The organism is Desulfobacula sp., from assembly GCF_030145145.1.
Lineage (GTDB): Bacteria > Desulfobacterota > Desulfobacteria > Desulfobacterales > Desulfobacteraceae > Desulfobacula.
Genome location: NZ_JAQYWD010000041.1, coordinates 42289 through 61383 on the forward strand (window position 1 = coordinate 42289; position 19095 = coordinate 61383).

Sequence of the window (19095 nt, forward strand, 5' to 3'; positions counted from 1 at the left end):
TGGGTTATAAAATCCCATGGTGCCCATTAAAACAAAAATAGCCACAGACCCCCTTCTTAACAAAACGCCTCCCCATGACATTGATGCGGAAGAATCCATCATCAGTGCCATATTTATAAACAATGACAGCCTTCTTGATATTATCGATATTCTATCGCCGGATGACTTCTACAAAGGAGCCCATAAAAAAATATTCCAGGTCATTATCGAACTTGCCCTTAAAGACGAACCCGCTGACCTTATTACGGTGGCCAATCGGCTTAAAGAGAAAGAAGAACTTGAAAGTATCGGTGGGGTGGCCTATCTTGCGGCTATTTCAGATGCAGCCCCAATTGCTGTAAATGCTGTTCATTATGCCAACATCATCAAAGGTAAGGCGTCTTTAAGACAATTGATAACCGCCTCTTCCAGCATTATTGAAAGATGCCTGAAAGACAAAGGTGACTTTGAAGATATTATTGATTTTGCCGAAAGCTCTATTTTTAATATTTCAGAAAAAAAATCACAAAAAGCCTTTCAAAGTTTAGGGGAATTGATCAATTTAAATATTGATAAACTTGAAGAACAACAGGGAAAAGACGGCGGGCTTTCAGGTCTCTCCACCGGGTATACCAAATTAAACAATATTATATCGGGATTGCAAAAGTCTGATTTAATTATCCTGGCGGCAAGACCCAGCATGGGAAAAACCGCCTTTGCGCTGAATATGGCCAGGAATGTAGCCATTGAAGAGCGCAAACCCGTTGCCGTATTCTCCCTTGAAATGTCCAATGAACAGCTTTCCATGAGGCTTTTGACCTCTGAGGCCCGCATTGACTCAAACCGGCTTCGCACCGGTTTTATCAGCCAGGAAGATTGGCAAAATGCAACGGATGCCGCCGGTGTTTTAAATGAACTGCCCATTTTCATTGATGACACACCCAATATTACTGCAATGGAAGTCAGGGCAAAAGCAAGAAAATTGTATCAACAGCACAATGACATCGGCCTGATTATCGTGGATTATCTCCAGTTGATGCGGCCCCCGTTCAGGACCGATCGAAGAGACCTGGAAATTGCTGAAATCTCCAGGTCATTAAAAGCGCTTGCCAAGGAACTTGAGGTGCCGGTCATTGCGTTATCCCAGCTGAACCGAATGCTGGAACAACGTGCTGATAAACGTCCCATGCTGTCTGACTTGCGTGAGTCCGGTGCCCTGGAGCAGGATGCAGATATTGTTGCCTTCATCTACAGGGATGAGGTTTATAATAAAGAACCTGACAATCCCAAGAAAGGCACGGCGGAAATCATTGTCGCCAAAAACAGAAATGGTGCAACCGGTACGGCTTTTATGCATTTTATGGGTCAATATACCCGGTTTGAAGAGCTGGCACCGGAGTCATACCAGGAATTTGAATGAAGAAAAAATTGCACGGCAACACCGCTGGCCTGAGAAACACTCAGATCAAACGAATCGAAACACTTTACAACCACAGCACACCGCCCGAATATATTACCGACCCTGAACTGGCAAGCCTTTTGGTCGACCTCTCCCATGAGATCAGGCGACAGATCGGTCTGCTCATCGACCGGAGCGGAAAGATCATCTATGTCATTGTCGGTGAACCCCAAAAGATTGTCATCCCGGTAACCCCTGAATATATGGCCATTCCCGGCAAACTAAAGGGGCTTCGCCTGGTGCATACCCATTTAAAAGACGAACCCTTGACAAGGGATGATCTAACTGACCTTGCGCTGTTACGCCTGGACTATATCACGGCCATCTGCATCACAACCGATGGACAGCCGGGAACCGTTTATTCCGGCCATATCCTGCCGGATGAAGATGCCTTCCCATACCAGGTTCTTGATCCAACTACCCTGGATGAAACGGATGTGGACTGCCTGTCCCAGATCCTGGCCCTGGAATCGGAACTGACCCGGAAAAATTCTTTGTACAAACCTGAAACCGGCAGAGAAAACGCGTTTTTAATCAATGCAACGACCGCAGACCCCAAAGACGCCTATGCCTCTATTGAAGAACTCAAAGAACTGTGTAAAACCAGTCTGATCAATGTGATTGGGACGGCCGTCCAAAGAAGAAAAACCATTGATCCAAAATTTGTCGTGGGTAAGGGCAAACTCTCCGACCTGATTATCCAGGCAATTCAAAAATATGCCACCCTGCTGGTGTTTGACCGGGAATTGTCATCATCCCAGATTCGTTCAATTACTGATTTTGTTGAAATAAAAGTCATTGACCGCACCCAGTTGATCCTTGATATTTTCGCCAAGCAGGCAAAATCAAGGGAAGGCAAGTATCAGGTTGAACTGGCGCAGATGGAATATCTTCTGCCGCGATTGATCACTAAAAACACCGCCATGTCTCGGTTGACAGGGGGAATTGGCGGCAGGGGACCGGGGGAGACAAAACTTGAACTCAACCGAAGACGGGTCAGGGAAAAGATAACCCGATTGAAAAAAGAGATCTCTAAAATCCGCAAACAGCGCCTACAGCAAAAATCCAAACGTAAACGAAAGGCGTTGCCGATTGTTTCCATCGTCGGATATACAAATGCCGGGAAATCAACCCTTTTGAATACCTTGACCCAGAGCAATATAGTGGCAGCCAACCGGCTGTTTGCCACCCTGGACCCCTCCAGCAGACGATTACGATTTCCCCGGGATACGGAGGTCATCATCACGGATACCGTAGGGTTTATACAGGACCTTCCCAAAGAACTAATGGAAGCATTCCATGCCACTTTGGAAGAACTGACCGAGGCCGATATCATCCTTCATGTGGTCGACATCAGCAACCCCCGTTACCAGCAGCAAAAAGAATCGGTTGAAAAAATTCTGAAACGCTTGGAATTGGACCATATCCCGACCCTCTATATATTTAACAAAATGGATCGGGTTGATCTGGATTCCTTTGAGGACAAATGGTTGTTAAACCAGGGCGTTCTCGTTTCTGCAACCCAGAAACAAAGCCTGGCGCCCCTGGTTGAAAAACTGGAATCCATGGTTACTTTATAAAAAATTAGATATTGACCAATCGGTTTTTTTGCACTAAATAAAACAAAAAATAAGTTATCTATGGAATGGATATGGAATAATTATGGAAATAAAACAGCTGGACCAGATACTGATCAATGATTCGATTAAAAAGGACTCCATCGACATACCCGATTGTTTTGGAGAATACAATAAAAAAAACAAACTTTGCTTAAACTATTGTTCCGTCTGTATCCGATGCTGCGTTCTGCACAATAAAAATCCAAAGATTGATATATTGGAAAAACTATTAATCCATAACCATTATGCCACAAAACCCCATTAAATTTGTGTTTAAACTATGCGAACTTGAAACGTCAGGCGATACTTTTTTTAACCTTCAGTGAAAAATCTTACCCGGGTTTAATATATTCTGGGGATCAAATACCCGTTTAATCCCTTTCATCAACTCAATTTGTGTGCCACCGATCTCCTGGGGCAGGTATTTTACTTTGGTCATACCGACGCCATGTTCACCGGTAATCGTTCCCCCGAGCTTCAGCGTAGCTGCGAAAAGATCATCTACAGCCTTTTCTGCCCTTTCAAACTCATCTTTATCTGCTTTGTGATACATGATATTACAATGAATATTTCCATCCCCTGCATGGCCAAAACTGACCACCTTTAACCCGGATGTCTTCTGTATTTCCTGGGTTACCCGGACCATGTCAGGAATTTTATCAATGGGCACGACAATATCTTCATTCATCTTATTGGTGGCGATTTTATACATCACCGGAGACAACGCTTTTCTGGCATTCCATAATTTTTGCGCCTCTGCTTGATCTTTTGCAATCATCACCTCTAACGCATCATGGGAAAAACACAGATTTTGTATATTTTTTGCATCTTTTTCAACTTTATCACCATCGCCATCCAGTTCGATGATCAACAGGGCTTTCACACCTTCGGGCAACGCAAAGCTGAGGGACGATTCTACCAGATGAAGACTGGCGTCATCCAAATATTCAATACATCTTGGTACAACGGCCTGTCGCATCGTGTGGGAGACGGTTTCGGCGGCCTTCTGCATGCTGTCAAAAAAAACAGCCATTGTTTTAACGGTTTGAGGCTTTGGCAAAAGCTTTAGTGTAATTTCCGTGACCACTGCCAATGTCCCTTCAGAGCCCACAATCAAACGCGTCAGATCATATCCGGCAACCCCTTTTGCAGTGCGAACACCTGTTTGAATCACTTTACCGGACGGCAGTACCGCTCGTAATCCCAAGACATAATCCCGGGTTACGCCATACTTTACAGCCCTGGGCCCGCCTGCACATTCCCCAATATTCCCGCCGATGGTACAAACCGAGGAACTTGAAGGATCCGGCGGGTAAAACAAGTCTTTTTCCTCAACGCGGTTGTGGATATCAGAGACAATAACACCGGGTTGAACCCTTGCGATAAAATTATTTTCATCAATATCCAGGATTTGATTCATACGGGTTGTCACCAGCACCAACCCGCCGTTAACCGGCACAGAGCCGCCGGTCATTCCGGAACCTGCCCCCCGGGGAACCACGATGAAGTTTTCTGTTGATGCCAGTTTCAAAATCAGGGAAACTTCTTTTTCCGAACCGGGGAAAATAACGGCATCCGGAAGGAAACACGTTCCCGTAGCATCATAGGCATAACACAGGCATTCTTCTCGTTCCCTGGTCAGGTTTTGTTTTCCTGATATCTGTTGCAGCTGCCTGTAAATAGAACCGGAAAATCCCATTTAGAGTTTTCCTGTTTCAATTTTTCGGGAAAGATAAGTCATTTGTTCAAAAAGAACCCCTTTTTGCTTCAACTCCCGTTCCACTGCGTTGATGGAATATATGGCCGTTGCATGGTATCGATTAAAACTGGACCCAATCTTTTTTATGGGTTGATCCGTATATTTTCTGGAAAGAAAAATGGCCATTTGCCGTGGTTTAACAATTCTTTTTTTCCTGGAAGGCGATACAATATCTTTTTCAGAAATTGAAAACTCTTTGCAAATCAATTTTTTAATCGATTCAACGGTAATTCTTTTCTTTATATTTGTAATGTTGGCCAAAACACTTTTTGCCAGCTCAATATCAATGTTATACCCCAATAACTGCCCTTTTGCCGCCACACCAAACAGCCCACTTTCAAGCTGTCGAACATCGTCACACAATTCCTGAGCAATATACTCGGTGACGGGATCGGGAATTTTATAGCCAAACGCTTTTGATTTCTTTTTTAAAATCCTGACCCGTGTTGCATAATCCGGCGCATCAATTTCAGTGACAAGTCCAAGGGTTAACCGAGATCTTAACTGATCATTGAGTTTGGGGATATCATCGGGAAGCGCACACCCTGAAAAAATAATTTTTTTATCGGCGTCAAGCAGATAATCCAATGTCAGAGCAAGTTCTTTTTGTGTGGCTTCCTTTCCGGATAAAAAATGAATATCTTCTAAAATCAAAACATCACATTTTTTCCTGTATCGTTCTTTGAACTTATCTATAGTATTGTTTTTCAAGGAAAAAATCATTTCATTGGTAAAGTCTTCAGCCGTTACATAATAGACCCTTTGGGAAAGGTTATTGTTGATGATATGGTATCCAACGGCCTGGGACAAATGTGTTTTCCCAAGACCGGTTTTAGCCAGGAGATAGAGAATGCTTGAGCCATTATTCTTTCCCTGGGCAAGGGACAGGGATGCAGAATAGGCAAAATTCGAATTGTCTCCCACGACAAAATCATCAAAGGTATATCCTTTTTTGAACATTCGTCCATTGTTGAATCTTACGTCCAGTCCGGGAAGATTCATTTGCTTTGACGGCTTTGAAGTTAAAGGAATACCCGGATATGCGCCGGCTGGTTTGTCTTTTTCCCCTGAATCGGATGTGGTTTTGGATGATACTTTGAATTCAATACGGATATCATTATGGCCTAATTTTGAAAATTCCTGTTTAAATACAGGAAGGTAATTCTCTTTTAATCGTTTGAGAAAATAATCATTCGGGCTGGACAGTTTAATATAATCATGATCCACCTCAAGAAGCTCGACCGGGTCTATCCACATCCGATAGCTGTGATCGGGTAGTGTCCTTTTGATTTGGTGTTTTACTTCTTTCCAGAATGATTCGATGTTTTTCAATAAAGGTCCTCTTTCTTCCAATGGCGAGTTGAAATACAGGTTTATAGCACAAATTCAATAATTGATGACGGATAAAATTGATATCAAAAAATAATATGCTTTTTTTATGGGAATCTCTTTTATTGGTCAAATCGAATGAGAAGTGTTAGCTCAATATTATTTTTTTGTTTGGCATAATTTTTTAATTATCTGATTTTATTATTTTTTTTTTGTGGAACAGAATTTTTTCCAAACATTACAATCAGTTCGACAACCAACTCTTTTTTCAAGAGATTCTACCCTTTTAAGCCATATTTTTAACTCCCTTAAAAAAAAATTTACTCTTATTTATTCATTTTTACGCTTCATTACTCTGAATTTAACATAAATTTTTGCTTTTTTTGTAAACCTGACATTTACAGTAGTTTCACAATACCATGACACAAATTATATTTACACTTTCATTTTCCAATAGTATATTGCACTTTATTTTATATCCATTAACCTTAATGTTATAGATATTCACATGAAACAATCAAACGAGCTTCCAATTGTCGGCATTACCATGGGAGATCCTGTGGGGATCGGCCCGGAAGTACTGGTAAAAGCATTAACCGATCCCCAGCTTTATGACGTATGCAAGCCCCTGATCATTGGGGATGCACACATTATCAAGCAGGCATTATCCCTGTTACCTGTCACCCCTCCTATCCATATAATAGAGGACCCGGCACAGGGTCATTACCAGTTCCGTACACTGGATATCATGGATATCTCCCATCTGGATATAAATGCCGCCGCTCTTTCAGGGCCAACCATTGAAACCGGTACTGCCATGCAGGACTATATCATTACCGGAATTGATCTTGCCCTAACGAACCGTATTTCCGGTCTTGTCACCTGCCCCATCACAAAAACGGCCATGAAACTTGCGGGATCTCAATTTCATGGTCATACAGAATTGCTGGCACACCGGACAAATGCCAAAGAGTATGCCATGATGCTGACGGGCGACAGGCTCAAGGTTATCCTGGTAACGATTCATATTCCATTATCCCAGGTATCTGCCCATCTTACCCGGGAAGGAATTCTTAAAAAAATACGACTGGCCCATACCGCTTTAAAAGAACGGTTCAATATTAAGACCCCCGGGATAGCCGTTGCAGGACTCAATCCCCATTCCGGCGAGGACGCCATGTTTGGGAACGAAGAACAAGACATCATCGCACCGGCTGTCAGGATGGCAAAAATGGAAGGCATAATGGTAGACGGCCCCCGGCCACCGGATACTGTTTTTTACCAGGCTGTCAAGGGAAAGTATGATGCTGTTATTTGCATGTATCATGATCAGGGTCTGATTCCGTTTAAGCTCATCCATTTTAAGGATGGGGTAAACACCACTCTGGGCCTTCCCATTATCAGAACCTCTGTGGATCACGGCACTGCCTATGATATTGCCTGGAAGGGAATTGCAGATCCTTCAAGCCTGATAGAAGCCATTCGCATGGCCGCATTCCAGGCCCATAATAAAAAAGACCTTAAAAAACAAATTTGATCCATGGATATCGATAAAATCATCATTGAAGGTGCCCGGGAACATAACCTGAAAAATATCAATGTTGAAATCCCCAGAAACAGTTTAACGGTCATTACAGGGCTTTCGGGTTCAGGGAAATCCACCCTGGCCTTTGACACCCTCTATGCCGAAGGTCAGCGACGCTATGTTGAGTCCCTTTCCACCTATGCCAGGCAATTTTTAGGCCAGATGGACAAGCCGGATGTGGATGCCATCATCGGGCTGAGTCCTGCCATTGCCATTGAACAGAAGACCGCCAGCCATAATCCCAGATCAACGGTGGGTACGGTCACGGAAATTTATGATTATCTTCGGTTATTATTTGCAAGAATTGGCAAACCCTATTGTTATAAATGCGGGTTACCGATTTCCTCCATGTCCATTGATCAAATTACGGACCGGGTGATGGCGCTGAAGGACCAGTCTAAAATAATGATTCTGGCCCCTTTGATAACCGGTCAGAAAGGCGCCCACGAAAACCTGTTTGCAAGAATAAAAAAGGAAGGGTTTGCCAGGATCAGGGTCGATGGGAAGATCCACTTAATGGACGATCTTCCCAAATTGGAAAAAAACAAAAAACACACCATTGCTGCAGTCGTTGATCGCCTGATCATTAAAGACGGCATTGAAAAACGCCTGGCAGACTCATTGGAACTTGCGCTCTCTTTATCCGAGGGACTTGTCACCCTGATGGACCTCACTGAAAATCAGGAAACCCTGTTCAGTGAAAAAGCCTCCTGTGTTAACTGTGGTATCAGCTACCCGGAATTTACCCCGGCGTCTTTCTCATTTAACTCGCCCCAGGGGGCCTGCCCTAAATGTGACGGATTAGGATCCATCACCCAGTTTGACCCGGACCTGATTGTCCCGGATAAAACGCTTTCGTTAAGACAGGGTGCCATCGTTCCCTGGCAAAACAGGGATTCGGTCCAATTTATGGAATTTCTTGATGCACTGGTGACCCATTATAAAGCCGATATTTATACGCCTTTCAAAAACCTTACGCCTAAATTTCAACAGGTGTTACTGTTTGGATCCAACAAAGAAGAGATCCCCTTTTATATTGAAAAAATGGAAAAAAAAATCGTTTATAAAAAACCATTTGAAGGCGTGATTCCAAACCTGAAACGACGGTACCATGAAACCGACTCCACTTACGTGAGAGACGACATAAAAAAATTCATGAATTATAAAACCTGCCTGGCATGCAATGGTACCCGGCTGAATAAAGCGTCCGGTTCTGTGCGGGTAGGCGATAAAACCATTTGGGAGATCACCTGTCTTTCCGTGCTGCACTCAAGTCAATATATTGCTTCGTTAACCCTTAAAGATAAAGACAAATTGATTGCCGCAGCAATTACCAAAGAATTAACGGAACGGTTGGGATTTTTACAAAATGTCGGCCTTGAATACCTTACCCTCCACCGGTCCGCGGCAACCCTGTCCGGAGGAGAGAGCCAGAGGATCAGGTTGGCCACCCAGATCGGATCTAAACTGACCGGGGTTCTTTATGTCCTGGATGAGCCCAGCATCGGGCTTCATCAAAGAGATAACGCCAGGTTGTTGACCACGTTAATGAAGCTGAGAAATCTTGGCAATACCGTATTGCTGGTCGAGCATGATGAAGAAACCATCCTTGCCTCCGATCATGTCATTGATATTGGACCCGGAGCCGGGGTGAACGGGGGTCAAGTGATTTTTTCCGGCCCACCCGAAGACCTGATCAAAAATGACACGTCATTAACCGGTCTTTATCTGTCCGGAAAAAAAAGGATTCCCCTCCCTGAAAAGAGAAGAAAAGGAATGGGAAATACATTAACGATTTTCCAGGCCAGCTCAAATAACCTTAAAAACATTGATGTCTCTTTCCCCCTGGGCTGTTTTACATGTGTAACCGGTGTGTCGGGATCTGGAAAATCAACCCTTGTATTAAATACCCTGTATCAGATTCTTGCAAACCATATCAACCGGTCCAGGAAAACGGCCGGCAGCCACAAATCCATCAAAGGTCTTGAACACCTGGATAAAGTGGTTCACATTGATCAATCCCCCATTGGAAAAACGCCCCGAAGCAATCCGGGAACGTATACCCAGGTCTTTAACCCGATCCGGGAATTATTTTCCAAAACCCGGGAATCAAAAGCAAGGGGCTACAAGCCCGGGCGGTTCAGTTTCAATGTTAAAGGCGGCAGGTGTGAAGCCTGCTCGGGTGACGGGATCATTAAAATTGAGATGCATTTTCTGCCCGATGTCTATGTGGCCTGTGATGTGTGCAAAGGGAAACGATATAACCGGGAAACTTTGGATATCAAATATAAAGGTAAAAATATTGCCCAGATTCTGGATATGACCATCAATCAATCCATGCGGTTTTTTGAAAACATTTCATCCATCCGAACCAAACTGGCAACCCTCGTGGATGTGGGACTTGGGTATATAAAGCTGGGGCAAGCGGCCACAACCTTATCAGGGGGAGAGGCCCAGCGAATAAAACTGGCCAAGGAATTGTCAAAAAAAGGCACCGGAAAAACCATTTATATATTGGATGAGCCCACCACAGGACTCCATTCAGATGATATCAAAAAATTATTATTTGTTTTGAATCGGCTGGTGGATGCCGAAAATACCGTCGTTGTCATAGAGCACAATCTGGATGTTATAAAATGCGCAGATTATATTATTGATCTTGGACCGGAAGGCGGAGATAAAGGCGGTGAAATTGTTGCGTTGGGTACGCCTGAACAAATCGCTGAAAACAAACGATCCTACACCGGCTTTTATCTGGACAAGCTGCTGAACAAACCCCATCCTGAATAAGGGTACCCTTCCCCAGATCCCTCACCTTCATTCCTTAATGATACAAATATCCGAATCACAGGGACACGTGTCATCCACCTCACTATAAATTACATTATGTATAACCATTGACGCTTTTTGTTTTCCGTGTTATTCAAAAGCCTCAACATATTTGAATAACACGGAGGTCGATACCATGAAAAAGCTTTGCATCTCATACTCCCGGTTCAGTTCAGCAAAACAGGCAAAGGGCGATTCTCTTAGACGGCAAACAAATGTAGCCAGAAAATTTGCTGATAAGCATGGCCTTGAATTTGATGAAACAATAATTGATAGAGGTTTTTCCGGCTTTAAGGGCGATCATGTTAAAAAGGGTGCTTTAGGCCGCTTACTTGCTCGTATAGAGAATGGTGATATACCGGTGGGTAGTGTCATTGTTGTAGAAAATATTGACCGATTATCAAGACAGAAAGTCACTGATGCGACAAGCCAATTTTTAGATATTATTAGATCTGGTATTAACATTCACGTAACGTCTCAGGACTTCACATTTTCAAAAAAAAATATTGATGACAACATGGGAACTTTTTATGTATTTACCGGTGAAATATCCAGGGCCAATCAAGAAAGTAAACGGAAAACTGAATTGGCCAATGCCGCCTGGCATAATAAAAGAGAAAGAGCTAAGGATGGTAAATTAATGACAAGTCTCGTTCCAATGTGGCTTAAAGTTGAAAATGATATCATTGAACCAATTCCTGAAAGGATGAAAGTGGTTCAACAAATATTCCAGCTTTCAGAGGATGGCTATGGAGAAACTGCCATAGTAAGACACCTTAATATAAATAAAATTAAACCATGGGGTAAAGGCGATTGGTACAGAGGTTATATTACAAAATTATTTAAAAACAAGTCTGTTTATGGCGAATACACTCCATCAAAATTGATTAACGGTAAAAGAGTTCCACAAAAGGAAACAATACCGAATTATTATCCTGTCGTTATTTCAAAAGAACAATTTGACCGGGTTCAAAGAATTAGGTCTATGCGTGCCAAATCAACGGCAAAACCTGGAAGCAAAAACAGAAACCTTTTTACCGGTTTGGTAAAATGCCCATACTGCGGTGGCTCATTGGTTATCAATACTACCGGAAAGAAAACCGGAACATATAGAAGTCTGGTTTGCACTAATTTATATTTTAAAACAGGAAAATGTAATCAGCCATACGCGTCCTTTAATTTAAAAGAACTTGAACATGCCTTCCTTGCATATTGCAAAGAATTAGATCTCTTTGCAATTATCAATCCTGATAGTGACACAAACGCCTTGATTGAAGGGAAAAGAGCAGAAAAACAGGTCATAACGGCTCAAATTGATAAAAAGGAAATCTTCTTTAATACCCTGTATGATCAAATGGGAAAAACCCCTGCCCTGGCTGATAGATTCACGGAAAAAATGGCGCAGACAGACGTTGAAATTACAGGGTTGAATAAAGAGCTTGCCCAGATTGAAAGCGAACTTTTCAAACTGGAAACCCAGGGTGCCGATACTCGGCAGCACATTTCAGATATAAAAGGGCTCTATGAGATGCTACTTGACGGCGACAAAGAGCATATTCGACATAAGCTGAGACATAAAATTCAATTGCTTGTGGAAAGTATAGACGTTTATCCCCTTGGCATAAATGGAGAAGGTAAGGATAGTCGAGCATTTTGTATCAATTTCCATAGTGGGGTTTTTAAGGAAATAGGGTACTCTCCCTTTTTTGGATATTATATTTTATCAGATTCAACCGGCACCGATCCGGAAGCAGATAAGTTTGATGAAATGATTTCTGGCACTGGATTGGATATGGTAAGAACTCCATTATATCACCCATACCCAGAAAAAGCCGTCAAAATTCTTATGGTTGCAAGAATGGAAAATATGCGTGCTGAAAAGATGACCTTTCCCCAAATTGCCGAAATATTAAAAAATGATGGCGTGGTTAATGCGAAAGGCAAACCATACAGCGCCGCAATGTTAGCCCAGACATTGCGGCGATATTCTTAAACACCCTGCCCTACTCGGCCACTTACTTTCCAACCTGTGGCCGAGTATTCCCTTCTCAATTCAGAATCACACCTCAAATTGGAAAAATTCTTGGGAACAGTTCCGCCAAAAGCTTCGCCAAAAACTCCGCCGATTTAATAAAAAAAAGGAACATTTCCCAAAACCCTCCACGCAAATAGCATGCATCCAATTTAAGACACTTTTTAGCCTGTTTAAGAGCTATAAGCCTTTCTTTGATATGGTTGTATATGTATCGGGCTAAAACGGCGCCTTTAATACTCAAAATCTAACGTTATGATAAGTAATGAAAGTCTGTAAGTAATAGAAGCGTGGGTGGTTTTGGCCAAAAAATATTTATTGTTGCAATTTTAATAAGGCAGGCATAAACAATTCAGTATTCAGTTTATTTTCTACTCCAATTTGCACACTTTTTCCAAGGAGGTTCTAATGTTTTCGTTTTTCAAAAACCGCAAGAAAAAGAAAGTTGCCGTGATGGAAAAAATCGCCTTAATGCTCGATAAGGCCCAGAAAGACTTTACTATGGATTTAATCAAAAGACTGTCTGATCCTGACATTTGTGAACGTAAGGCTTGTGCTGAATATATAAATGAACATATTGTCCCAGCCATAGAAGATCTTCCAAATCCAGAGACAAGAAAACTAATACGAAGATCAATAGAACAATTCACCTCAGAACTTCGTCCACCAAAAACACCGGATGAAATTTGTAATTTTGATGAAGCTATGTTCTTTTATTCTAAACGAAAAGTGCTACATAAATAATCCAATGACTGGCGTTGGCCGTAGGACGACTTTCACTGCCCGTAAAATTGCGGACAGTGAAAGCCAGGCAGGCACCGTTCCTTATTTTCGATATTTGGATGTTCCGGCACAAAGGGAAATCAAATCTATATTAAGCGATATATGATAAATGCTAATATTATTAACCACCATTATAATTCATTCTCATAAACGCTTTTAATCTCTTCCGGCTGGATGCATAAATAATCCAATGTCTGCCGCTGAGAAGAATGATTAAAACATACCATGAGTTCAGGCAAGCCCACGCCAAACGTCACCCGCTGATGATAACCCCAGGTCTTTCTTAAGCTATGAGATGCAAAATTCCCTTTTAAGTTTGCATCCTGGCACCACTTCTTTACCAACCGGGACAATGACGGCACAGACAAAGTATTACCTCTTTGCCCCCTGAATAGTGGCCCATCCAGTTCAAGGGTGCCATTGTCCCGCATGTGTTTTAAAAGGGGTTGTATGGCATCAATAACGGCTTTATTTAAGTTGATACGCCTTGGCTTCTTTGTCTTGATCTCATTCAGGGTCAGTTCATCGCCTGGTTTAGCTCCATGCACCTGATGGACTTTGATATTCAAGATATCACTGGCCCTCAAGTTGGTATTGACCCCGGTAATAAACAAAGCGTAATCCCTGGGCTTATCTTTCAGCATGGTCTTAATCAAATTCACATCTTTTATTTTCCGTATCGGTTCGACTGAAATGGTGGTGCCCTTCTCTGGGTGGTTTGGGTTCTGGCCTGCCATGTGGTTCCTCCCTGGATCTTGTTAAGTTTTAATGGTATGAAATTAAAACTTAGCATGATATTTTGTGCAAATCAAGAGCTTATTTTTCTGTAATGCTGGAAACCATTGTGAATAAAGGCTTTAGATGTATTTTATTGGATATAAAACTCGCTAACTATTATGTATAAGTTAGCGAGTTTGTGTTTTGGTGGGGTTTTGAAAGGGCTTTTCCCATGGGCATGGGCAAGGCAAAAGTGGGAATGGTCCAAAGTGAAATTAGTCTAAAATGTTAATTGAATATAAGGATATTAAGTAGGGGAGTTTCTCCCCTACTATAAAAAGTTCGATATGTTATTTCTTAGAAAGTTTTTTAATCGTTTTTCCTTTTGGCTTTTTGGGATAATGATCCAATGCGAAACAGATGTTATCAACAAATTCTTTAAGTACATCTTCATTCGTTATTATTCTGGCTTGCTCTATTGTTCCTTCTGGTAATGTGGTTGCAAATCGAATAAGGCTAATCCCATCAGTCCTAATAGATGGGTCAATAAGGTCTATCCATATGGGTGGTAGTTTTGGATTAATTATTAATTCTTGTACTTCTTCTTTTTGATCATTTTCTTTTTTTTCAGCCATTTCTATCTCCATAAATTCGTAAAGTTCTCTTGATTTTTTTTGTTTTAACAGAAGGAAGAATATTGGAAAACCTATCATAGGATTTGTCTCGATGGATATCCCAGAGCAGGTCTTTATGTGGCCCTTTCTGAACAAAAAGATATTTCACTTCTTTTTTTGTTGTTTGTTTGTGTAACTGAAAACGGCCATCTCCATTTTCTTTAAACAGTTTTACCGATTTTATATTATATAAAATTTTTCCTTCAAGTTTTACATAATATATAAAGCCTCTTCTTATTCGACGGTGCTTGTGCATTGCCTGTCGGGATATGTTAAGAATTTTTGCTGCCGCAGTTGCACCAATAAAATCAGATATCGGTAAATTTCCTATTAATTTTCTTTCTATTTTCTTCTTAGTTTCTTCAATTAGTTTTGCCGCTTTAGCTGAAAAACGAAGTTTATTACATTGGTTACATTTTTTATATTCAATGCCATGAACACTAAATCCACCAATAATTGTATTGTCTAACAAAAGAGAACCTTTATTTTCTTTAAATTCTCCACCACAACTTAAACAACGCATGGCTTATCTCCTTTTAAGGCTTTCAATTATTAAAACCGCTCCATCAAAATGAAAATGTGTGTAAACGTTTTCTCCCATAAGTCCATTTGCTCGATAGTGGTCAACCCATAAGTCTGGATTGGTGAAATGTCTTTTAGATGACGTAAAGTGTTTATGCTTTAGCCCTTGCAAAGCCTTTTCAATATCAACTGTCGACCAACCGAAATGATCATCAGCATTTTTTAGTGCAGTCTCGTTAATTTCATATTCTCCATTTTTAATGGCTTCCTTCACCTTACCGAGGGGATGATAAGGTTTGTTTCGTATATTTCTATTCATTAGTATCACCATGAGTTGACATGTGTCAACCCTAAATTCAATCTAAAAACTCAACAATTATGTACTATTTTATATACTTTAGAAGACATTCAGAGTATCACTAACAAGGAAAAAGTAAAGCAATTAATACAAATAGTGCCAATAAAATTACAAAAAAGAGTTACATGGTTTTCTTGAGATTTTTTATTCTTCCATCTGTCACCATGGCTTTTAGATTTAACTTGCCCTTGGAGAATAATTCAAACCGTTTCGGCCCCAGGATATCTTTCACAAAGGCAGGATCTGTTTTCAATTGTTCTTTCAACCATGCCTGATATGACCCGGTGAAGCCGATATGGTGGGATACTTTATCCGGGGTAAACTTCCGGCTTCTTGTTCCATCACGGTGCTGTACCCATCTTTCAGAATGCTTTCCCGTTGGCCTTTGTCCGGTTGCAATGGAATTTTCAACAACGGGAACATAGGTGCATCTGCAATTGAAGTGCTGCGGCAATACCGGCTTATATTCATTCAGTTTAAAAAGGCTGTGGTCATCGGCACCGCACACAAGGCATGTCCTGCCATCCAGGGTGGCCAAATACCGCCATTGCTTTACCACATCTGAATAATTCTCTGTTATGAGTTCATCCTTGGCATAATTACTGGCAGACAATAGCAGTGTTCTGCTTAATCCCTCTATGCCCCTGTAAGTACCTTCTATGCCCTGCTTCTTCAACATACGGGCCATTGAGAGTGTGCCCTTTCCCTGGATTAAAGCTTGGCGTGATACTGAAATAATTTTATCCCTGGTGCTGGCTTCCAGTTTGTTTATCAATTCATTTGGTAGTAGACCGGCAATGGTTGTTGTTTCAAACCATTTTTTGGCCACTGGCAGGTGTAGTTTTGTGAAATCAACGTTAATGGTCGGGGCTGCTTTGGATATAATCCCATGGGTGGCCTGTGCGGTGCCAAACAGGGTATCCTGTGCCGCATCCTCAATTATGACATTAATCTCTTTGAAAATATCGGTGATGATGTTTTCAATGGCCTGGGCCTGCATGGTCAAAACCTTCTTTCGTCGGGCATAGCTGGCCTTGAGAAACGGTTTATTGAGTACATCGGCCTGAATGGTGGCCAGTTTACCGGTAATGGAGCTGTGGGCCTTGTTCAGTTCAATAAGCATGTCACGGCTTAACTGGTTCGCCCTTTTATCCACAAAATGGGCGTGTTTTAAAAATTCATCTGCTATATTCATGCTGTTTTCCAGTGCAGGGAATTTGCCACTGCCTTAGCCTGCCATTGGCCGGGCTTAACAAGGTCGTCAAAAGTATATTTACCGGAATCAAGGTATTTTTTAACCCGGTAAATGCCACTTCTCACAGTTCCAAATTTACGGCCGGTGATCTCACAAATGGTTTCAACATCCAGATTAAAAACGGCATACAATAGGTATTCTTTTTGGGCAGGGTTTAACTGCCGGGCTGCCGGGCTGTTTTTAAGGCTGGTGAGTGCATTTTGCCGGGTGAGTGTCCTTTCATCAATCACCTCAAGACCTTCTTTTAATCGGGATATGGCCCTAAAATAGATACTTTTGGCGGCATCTTTATCTTTCAGGTCAAATTTTTCGGCAATATCGCTGAAAGACCATTTTTCAAAAAATCGTAACAAGAATACCTGTGTTATTTGGTGGTCGGGGTTAAATTCTGAAAAGGGGTTATTCTCTGGATCATCGGTAAAGGTTGTCTCAAGATGATTGGCTTGATATACGCCGCCATCTTGGTTATCGCTATTGGCGGTGCTGGCCTGTTTTTCATTCCATAAAGGAAATACCTTTATTTCGTCCTCATCTTGCAATTCATAAACTTTGCCATCCTGATTAACGTAATTAAGGGCCTGCTGGCATAGCTTTTTACAGATATCCCTTTTTTTGCAGGCTGTGCATAAGTTTTTCAAATCTGGATATTTATCTGGCATATTTCCTTTCTCCCTGGGAATGTGTGAATTTGGCGGGGTTTTAAAACCCCGCCAAAAGCTTAGACACAAAGCCACCATTTTATTTTCTGCCGCATGATGGCACACGGCATTCCATATTCAACGTGCAACACATGGCTGCTGGACATATGCATGAAAGGTACTATACCTTTTTGATGCCTCTCAAACGGGCGGCGGCTTTGGGCTGATTAATAATAAAACTAACATACCAATCAAAAACAATCTGCCGGGAATTGCCAATGATGCCCTGATCATCAACGATAATGGAACTGTGCTGAATGCCATGCAGCGCATCGGCACCATATTTTACAGCATAGATGCTGGTACATAATGCGGCTTCATCGGTGTTGTCGTCTTCATCAAAGGCCATAATTTCACTGAAAGTGTTATCCACGCCTACCAAGGCAACGGGTATGCCGCCGTAGTATGGAATAAGTTTCCCAAAATCGTTTTTGACGTATTCAAAGGCCTGGCCGCTTGCTCTCATCAATTGGTTGATTTTCCGCCGGGTCCATGTGTTCATAATCAACTGTGAGGGGCTGCCCACGGTGTCAATGAGTTCGTCAAGGGCATTCAGGGTCAATGCATCGCCGCCTACTGTGTCGCCCATATCAAGCACCTGGGCGCCGGTAAGCCGGTTTTCAAGGCCGTCAAAGCTTTCAGTATCGGCTGTTCCATCGCCTTTGATGAATGTCTTATTGAAGAACATGGAAGCGGCTTTTACTTTGCTTTCAACCTCTTCTGCAACCGGGTTGCTGTCTGGGCCTGCCGTTTTAATAATGAAACGGTCAACCAAGGCTTTGCCACCCATGATTTTCAGATCTTCACTGATACGTTCCTGGGTGCCGGTGGAATCTGCATACTCTTCATTCACGGATCTGTGGCCCACACCGGAAAGGGTCTTCTCCCTTTTTTTGGTGTAGGCATTGCCGCCAATGGATTTGAAGGGAAGGCCGGTAAGAATGTCGGAATGTTCCGCGTAAAGTCGGATAATCCCTTTTTCAAGTGGGTCGTTGGCACGAATCGCCATTTCTGCAAGTGTTAACATAATTTACTACTCCTTTAAAAATTAAATAAATTTATTTAAGCCCGGCTTCCAAAAGTTCGCTTGAACTCATGGTGTTATAATCGGGTGTTTGTTTTTTGCCCGGTGTCTGGCTGCCTGGGCCATCCTGGGTTGTATTTTCTTTCTGGGTTGATGTTTTGATAAGGCCCCTGGCAAGCTTTATCTTTTCAACGTCTGAAAGGCTGGCGGAAATAAGTGCCTGCATGTCTTCCGGCAGTTCAGAAACAAATTCACTTACAAGCTCGGAAAGGCTTTCCGTTTTCTCGGCTGCCTTCTCTTCTGCGGTTTTATCCATGGTGCTTTGTTCCTTTTTTTTGTCTTCGATCTCTTCTTTTTCTTCTTTGGTTTCAGCCATTGGCGTAAACCTCCTTCGGTTTTAAATTTCAACGGTTTAATGTGATGCCTGCCGCCACAAGATATGGGGCAAGCAGGGCATTTATTTTGTGGTATTT

17 protein-coding genes are annotated in these 19095 nt (G+C 42.1%); 7 read left to right on the plus strand and 10 right to left on the minus strand.

Annotation, left to right across the window (positions count from 1 at the left end; translation table 11 throughout):
• Positions 1-16: 16 nt before the first annotated feature.
• From dnaB to Q1Q15_RS20650, 3 genes are all read left to right on the plus strand, one after another.
• Positions 17-1399, plus strand: a complete 1383-nt coding sequence (gene dnaB / locus Q1Q15_RS20640; protein ID WP_300464220.1) for a replicative DNA helicase — start codon at positions 17-19, stop codon at positions 1397-1399.
• On the plus strand, positions 1396-3018 hold the full coding sequence (hflX, locus tag Q1Q15_RS20645; RefSeq protein WP_300464221.1) for a GTPase HflX: 1623 nt from the start codon (positions 1396-1398) through the stop codon (positions 3016-3018). Before dnaB ends, hflX begins: the two co-directional genes overlap by 4 nt.
• A gap of 82 nt (positions 3019-3100) precedes the next feature.
• Positions 3101-3322, plus strand: coding sequence for a hypothetical protein (locus tag Q1Q15_RS20650; protein WP_300464223.1), 222 nt, complete (start codon positions 3101-3103; stop codon positions 3320-3322).
• 54 nt (positions 3323-3376) lie between these two features.
• Here Q1Q15_RS20650 and Q1Q15_RS20655 read toward each other — a convergent pair whose 3' ends face one another.
• On the minus strand, positions 3377-4756 hold the full coding sequence (locus Q1Q15_RS20655; RefSeq protein ID WP_300464225.1) for an FAD-linked oxidase C-terminal domain-containing protein: 1380 nt from the start codon (positions 4754-4756) through the stop codon (positions 3377-3379).
• Positions 4757-6148, minus strand: a complete 1392-nt coding sequence (gene dnaA, locus Q1Q15_RS20660; RefSeq protein ID WP_363321023.1) for a chromosomal replication initiator protein DnaA — start codon at positions 6146-6148, stop codon at positions 4757-4759.
• Between the two features lie 505 nt (positions 6149-6653).
• Between dnaA and pdxA the strand changes: the two genes are divergently transcribed.
• From pdxA to Q1Q15_RS20680, 4 genes are all read left to right on the plus strand, one after another.
• Positions 6654-7682 (plus strand): 4-hydroxythreonine-4-phosphate dehydrogenase PdxA, encoded by a 1029-nt coding sequence (gene pdxA / locus Q1Q15_RS20665; RefSeq protein ID WP_300464227.1) that lies wholly within the window; start codon positions 6654-6656, stop codon positions 7680-7682.
• A gap of 3 nt (positions 7683-7685) precedes the next feature.
• Positions 7686-10520: an excinuclease ABC subunit UvrA gene (gene uvrA / locus Q1Q15_RS20670; RefSeq protein WP_300464229.1), complete on the plus strand. Its 2835-nt coding sequence runs from the start codon at positions 7686-7688 to the stop codon at positions 10518-10520.
• 175 nt (positions 10521-10695) lie between these two features.
• Positions 10696-12552 carry a recombinase family protein gene (locus Q1Q15_RS20675; RefSeq protein WP_300464231.1) on the plus strand — a complete coding sequence of 619 codons (1857 nt, stop codon included), beginning with the start codon at positions 10696-10698 and terminating at the stop codon, positions 12550-12552.
• Between the two features lie 447 nt (positions 12553-12999).
• On the plus strand, positions 13000-13335 hold the full coding sequence (locus Q1Q15_RS20680) for a hypothetical protein (protein WP_300464233.1): 336 nt from the start codon (positions 13000-13002) through the stop codon (positions 13333-13335).
• A gap of 170 nt (positions 13336-13505) precedes the next feature.
• Here Q1Q15_RS20680 and Q1Q15_RS20685 read toward each other — a convergent pair whose 3' ends face one another.
• The 8 genes from Q1Q15_RS20685 to Q1Q15_RS20720 all read right to left on the minus strand — a co-directional run bounded on the left by Q1Q15_RS20685 (position 13506) and on the right by Q1Q15_RS20720 (position 18998).
• Positions 13506-14111 (minus strand): tyrosine-type recombinase/integrase, encoded by a 606-nt coding sequence (locus Q1Q15_RS20685; protein ID WP_300464235.1) that lies wholly within the window; start codon positions 14109-14111, stop codon positions 13506-13508.
• Between the two features lie 330 nt (positions 14112-14441).
• Positions 14442-14726, minus strand: a complete 285-nt coding sequence (locus Q1Q15_RS20690) for a hypothetical protein (protein ID WP_300464237.1) — start codon at positions 14724-14726, stop codon at positions 14442-14444.
• The gene (locus tag Q1Q15_RS20695; RefSeq protein ID WP_300464239.1) at positions 14719-15288 is read right to left on the minus strand and encodes a hypothetical protein; all 570 of its coding nucleotides are present in this window, start codon (positions 15286-15288) and stop codon (positions 14719-14721) included. The genes Q1Q15_RS20690 and Q1Q15_RS20695 overlap by 8 nt, the downstream gene beginning before the upstream one ends.
• Positions 15289-15291: 3 nt before the next feature.
• Positions 15292-15606, minus strand: a complete 315-nt coding sequence (locus Q1Q15_RS20700) for a type II toxin-antitoxin system MqsR family toxin (RefSeq protein ID WP_300464241.1) — start codon at positions 15604-15606, stop codon at positions 15292-15294.
• A 160-nt stretch (positions 15607-15766) separates the two neighbouring features.
• Positions 15767-16840: a phage minor head protein gene (locus Q1Q15_RS20705; RefSeq protein ID WP_300464243.1), complete on the minus strand. Its 1074-nt coding sequence runs from the start codon at positions 16838-16840 to the stop codon at positions 15767-15769.
• Positions 16837-17559 (minus strand): hypothetical protein, encoded by a 723-nt coding sequence (locus Q1Q15_RS20710; RefSeq protein ID WP_300464245.1) that lies wholly within the window; start codon positions 17557-17559, stop codon positions 16837-16839. The genes Q1Q15_RS20705 and Q1Q15_RS20710 overlap by 4 nt, the downstream gene beginning before the upstream one ends.
• 160 nt (positions 17560-17719) lie before the next feature.
• Entirely contained in the window at positions 17720-18625 is a 906-nt protein-coding gene (locus tag Q1Q15_RS20715; protein ID WP_300464247.1) for a major capsid protein, read from the minus strand.
• Positions 18626-18656: 31 nt separating this feature from the next.
• Positions 18657-18998, minus strand: coding sequence for a hypothetical protein (locus Q1Q15_RS20720; protein WP_300464249.1), 342 nt, complete (start codon positions 18996-18998; stop codon positions 18657-18659).
• Between the last annotated feature and the right edge of the window lie 97 nt (positions 18999-19095).

Coding starts and splice junctions, on each gene's coding strand:
- Q1Q15_RS20655 (WP_300464225.1), bottom strand. CDS start 4,756: ATGGGATTTTCCGGTTCTATTTACAGGCAGCTGCAACAGATATCAGGA.
- Q1Q15_RS20715 (WP_300464247.1), bottom strand. CDS start 18,625: ATGTTAACACTTGCAGAAATGGCGATTCGTGCCAACGACCCACTTGAA.
- Q1Q15_RS20680 (WP_300464233.1), top strand. CDS start 13,000: ATGTTTTCGTTTTTCAAAAACCGCAAGAAAAAGAAAGTTGCCGTGATG.
- Q1Q15_RS20650 (WP_300464223.1), top strand. CDS start 3,101: ATGGAAATAAAACAGCTGGACCAGATACTGATCAATGATTCGATTAAA.
- uvrA (WP_300464229.1), top strand. CDS start 7,686: ATGGATATCGATAAAATCATCATTGAAGGTGCCCGGGAACATAACCTG.
- Q1Q15_RS20690 (WP_300464237.1), bottom strand. CDS start 14,726: ATGGCTGAAAAAAAAGAAAATGATCAAAAAGAAGAAGTACAAGAATTA.
- hflX (WP_300464221.1), top strand. CDS start 1,396: ATGAAGAAAAAATTGCACGGCAACACCGCTGGCCTGAGAAACACTCAG.
- Q1Q15_RS20720 (WP_300464249.1), bottom strand. CDS start 18,998: ATGGCTGAAACCAAAGAAGAAAAAGAAGAGATCGAAGACAAAAAAAAG.
- Q1Q15_RS20705 (WP_300464243.1), bottom strand. CDS start 16,840: ATGAATATAGCAGATGAATTTTTAAAACACGCCCATTTTGTGGATAAA.
- dnaB (WP_300464220.1), top strand. CDS start 17: ATGGTGCCCATTAAAACAAAAATAGCCACAGACCCCCTTCTTAACAAA.
- Q1Q15_RS20685 (WP_300464235.1), bottom strand. CDS start 14,111: ATGGCAGGCCAGAACCCAAACCACCCAGAGAAGGGCACCACCATTTCA.
- Q1Q15_RS20675 (WP_300464231.1), top strand. CDS start 10,696: ATGAAAAAGCTTTGCATCTCATACTCCCGGTTCAGTTCAGCAAAACAG.
- Q1Q15_RS20695 (WP_300464239.1), bottom strand. CDS start 15,288: ATGCGTTGTTTAAGTTGTGGTGGAGAATTTAAAGAAAATAAAGGTTCT.
- Q1Q15_RS20700 (WP_300464241.1), bottom strand. CDS start 15,606: ATGAATAGAAATATACGAAACAAACCTTATCATCCCCTCGGTAAGGTG.
- pdxA (WP_300464227.1), top strand. CDS start 6,654: ATGAAACAATCAAACGAGCTTCCAATTGTCGGCATTACCATGGGAGAT.
- Q1Q15_RS20710 (WP_300464245.1), bottom strand. CDS start 17,559: ATGCCAGATAAATATCCAGATTTGAAAAACTTATGCACAGCCTGCAAA.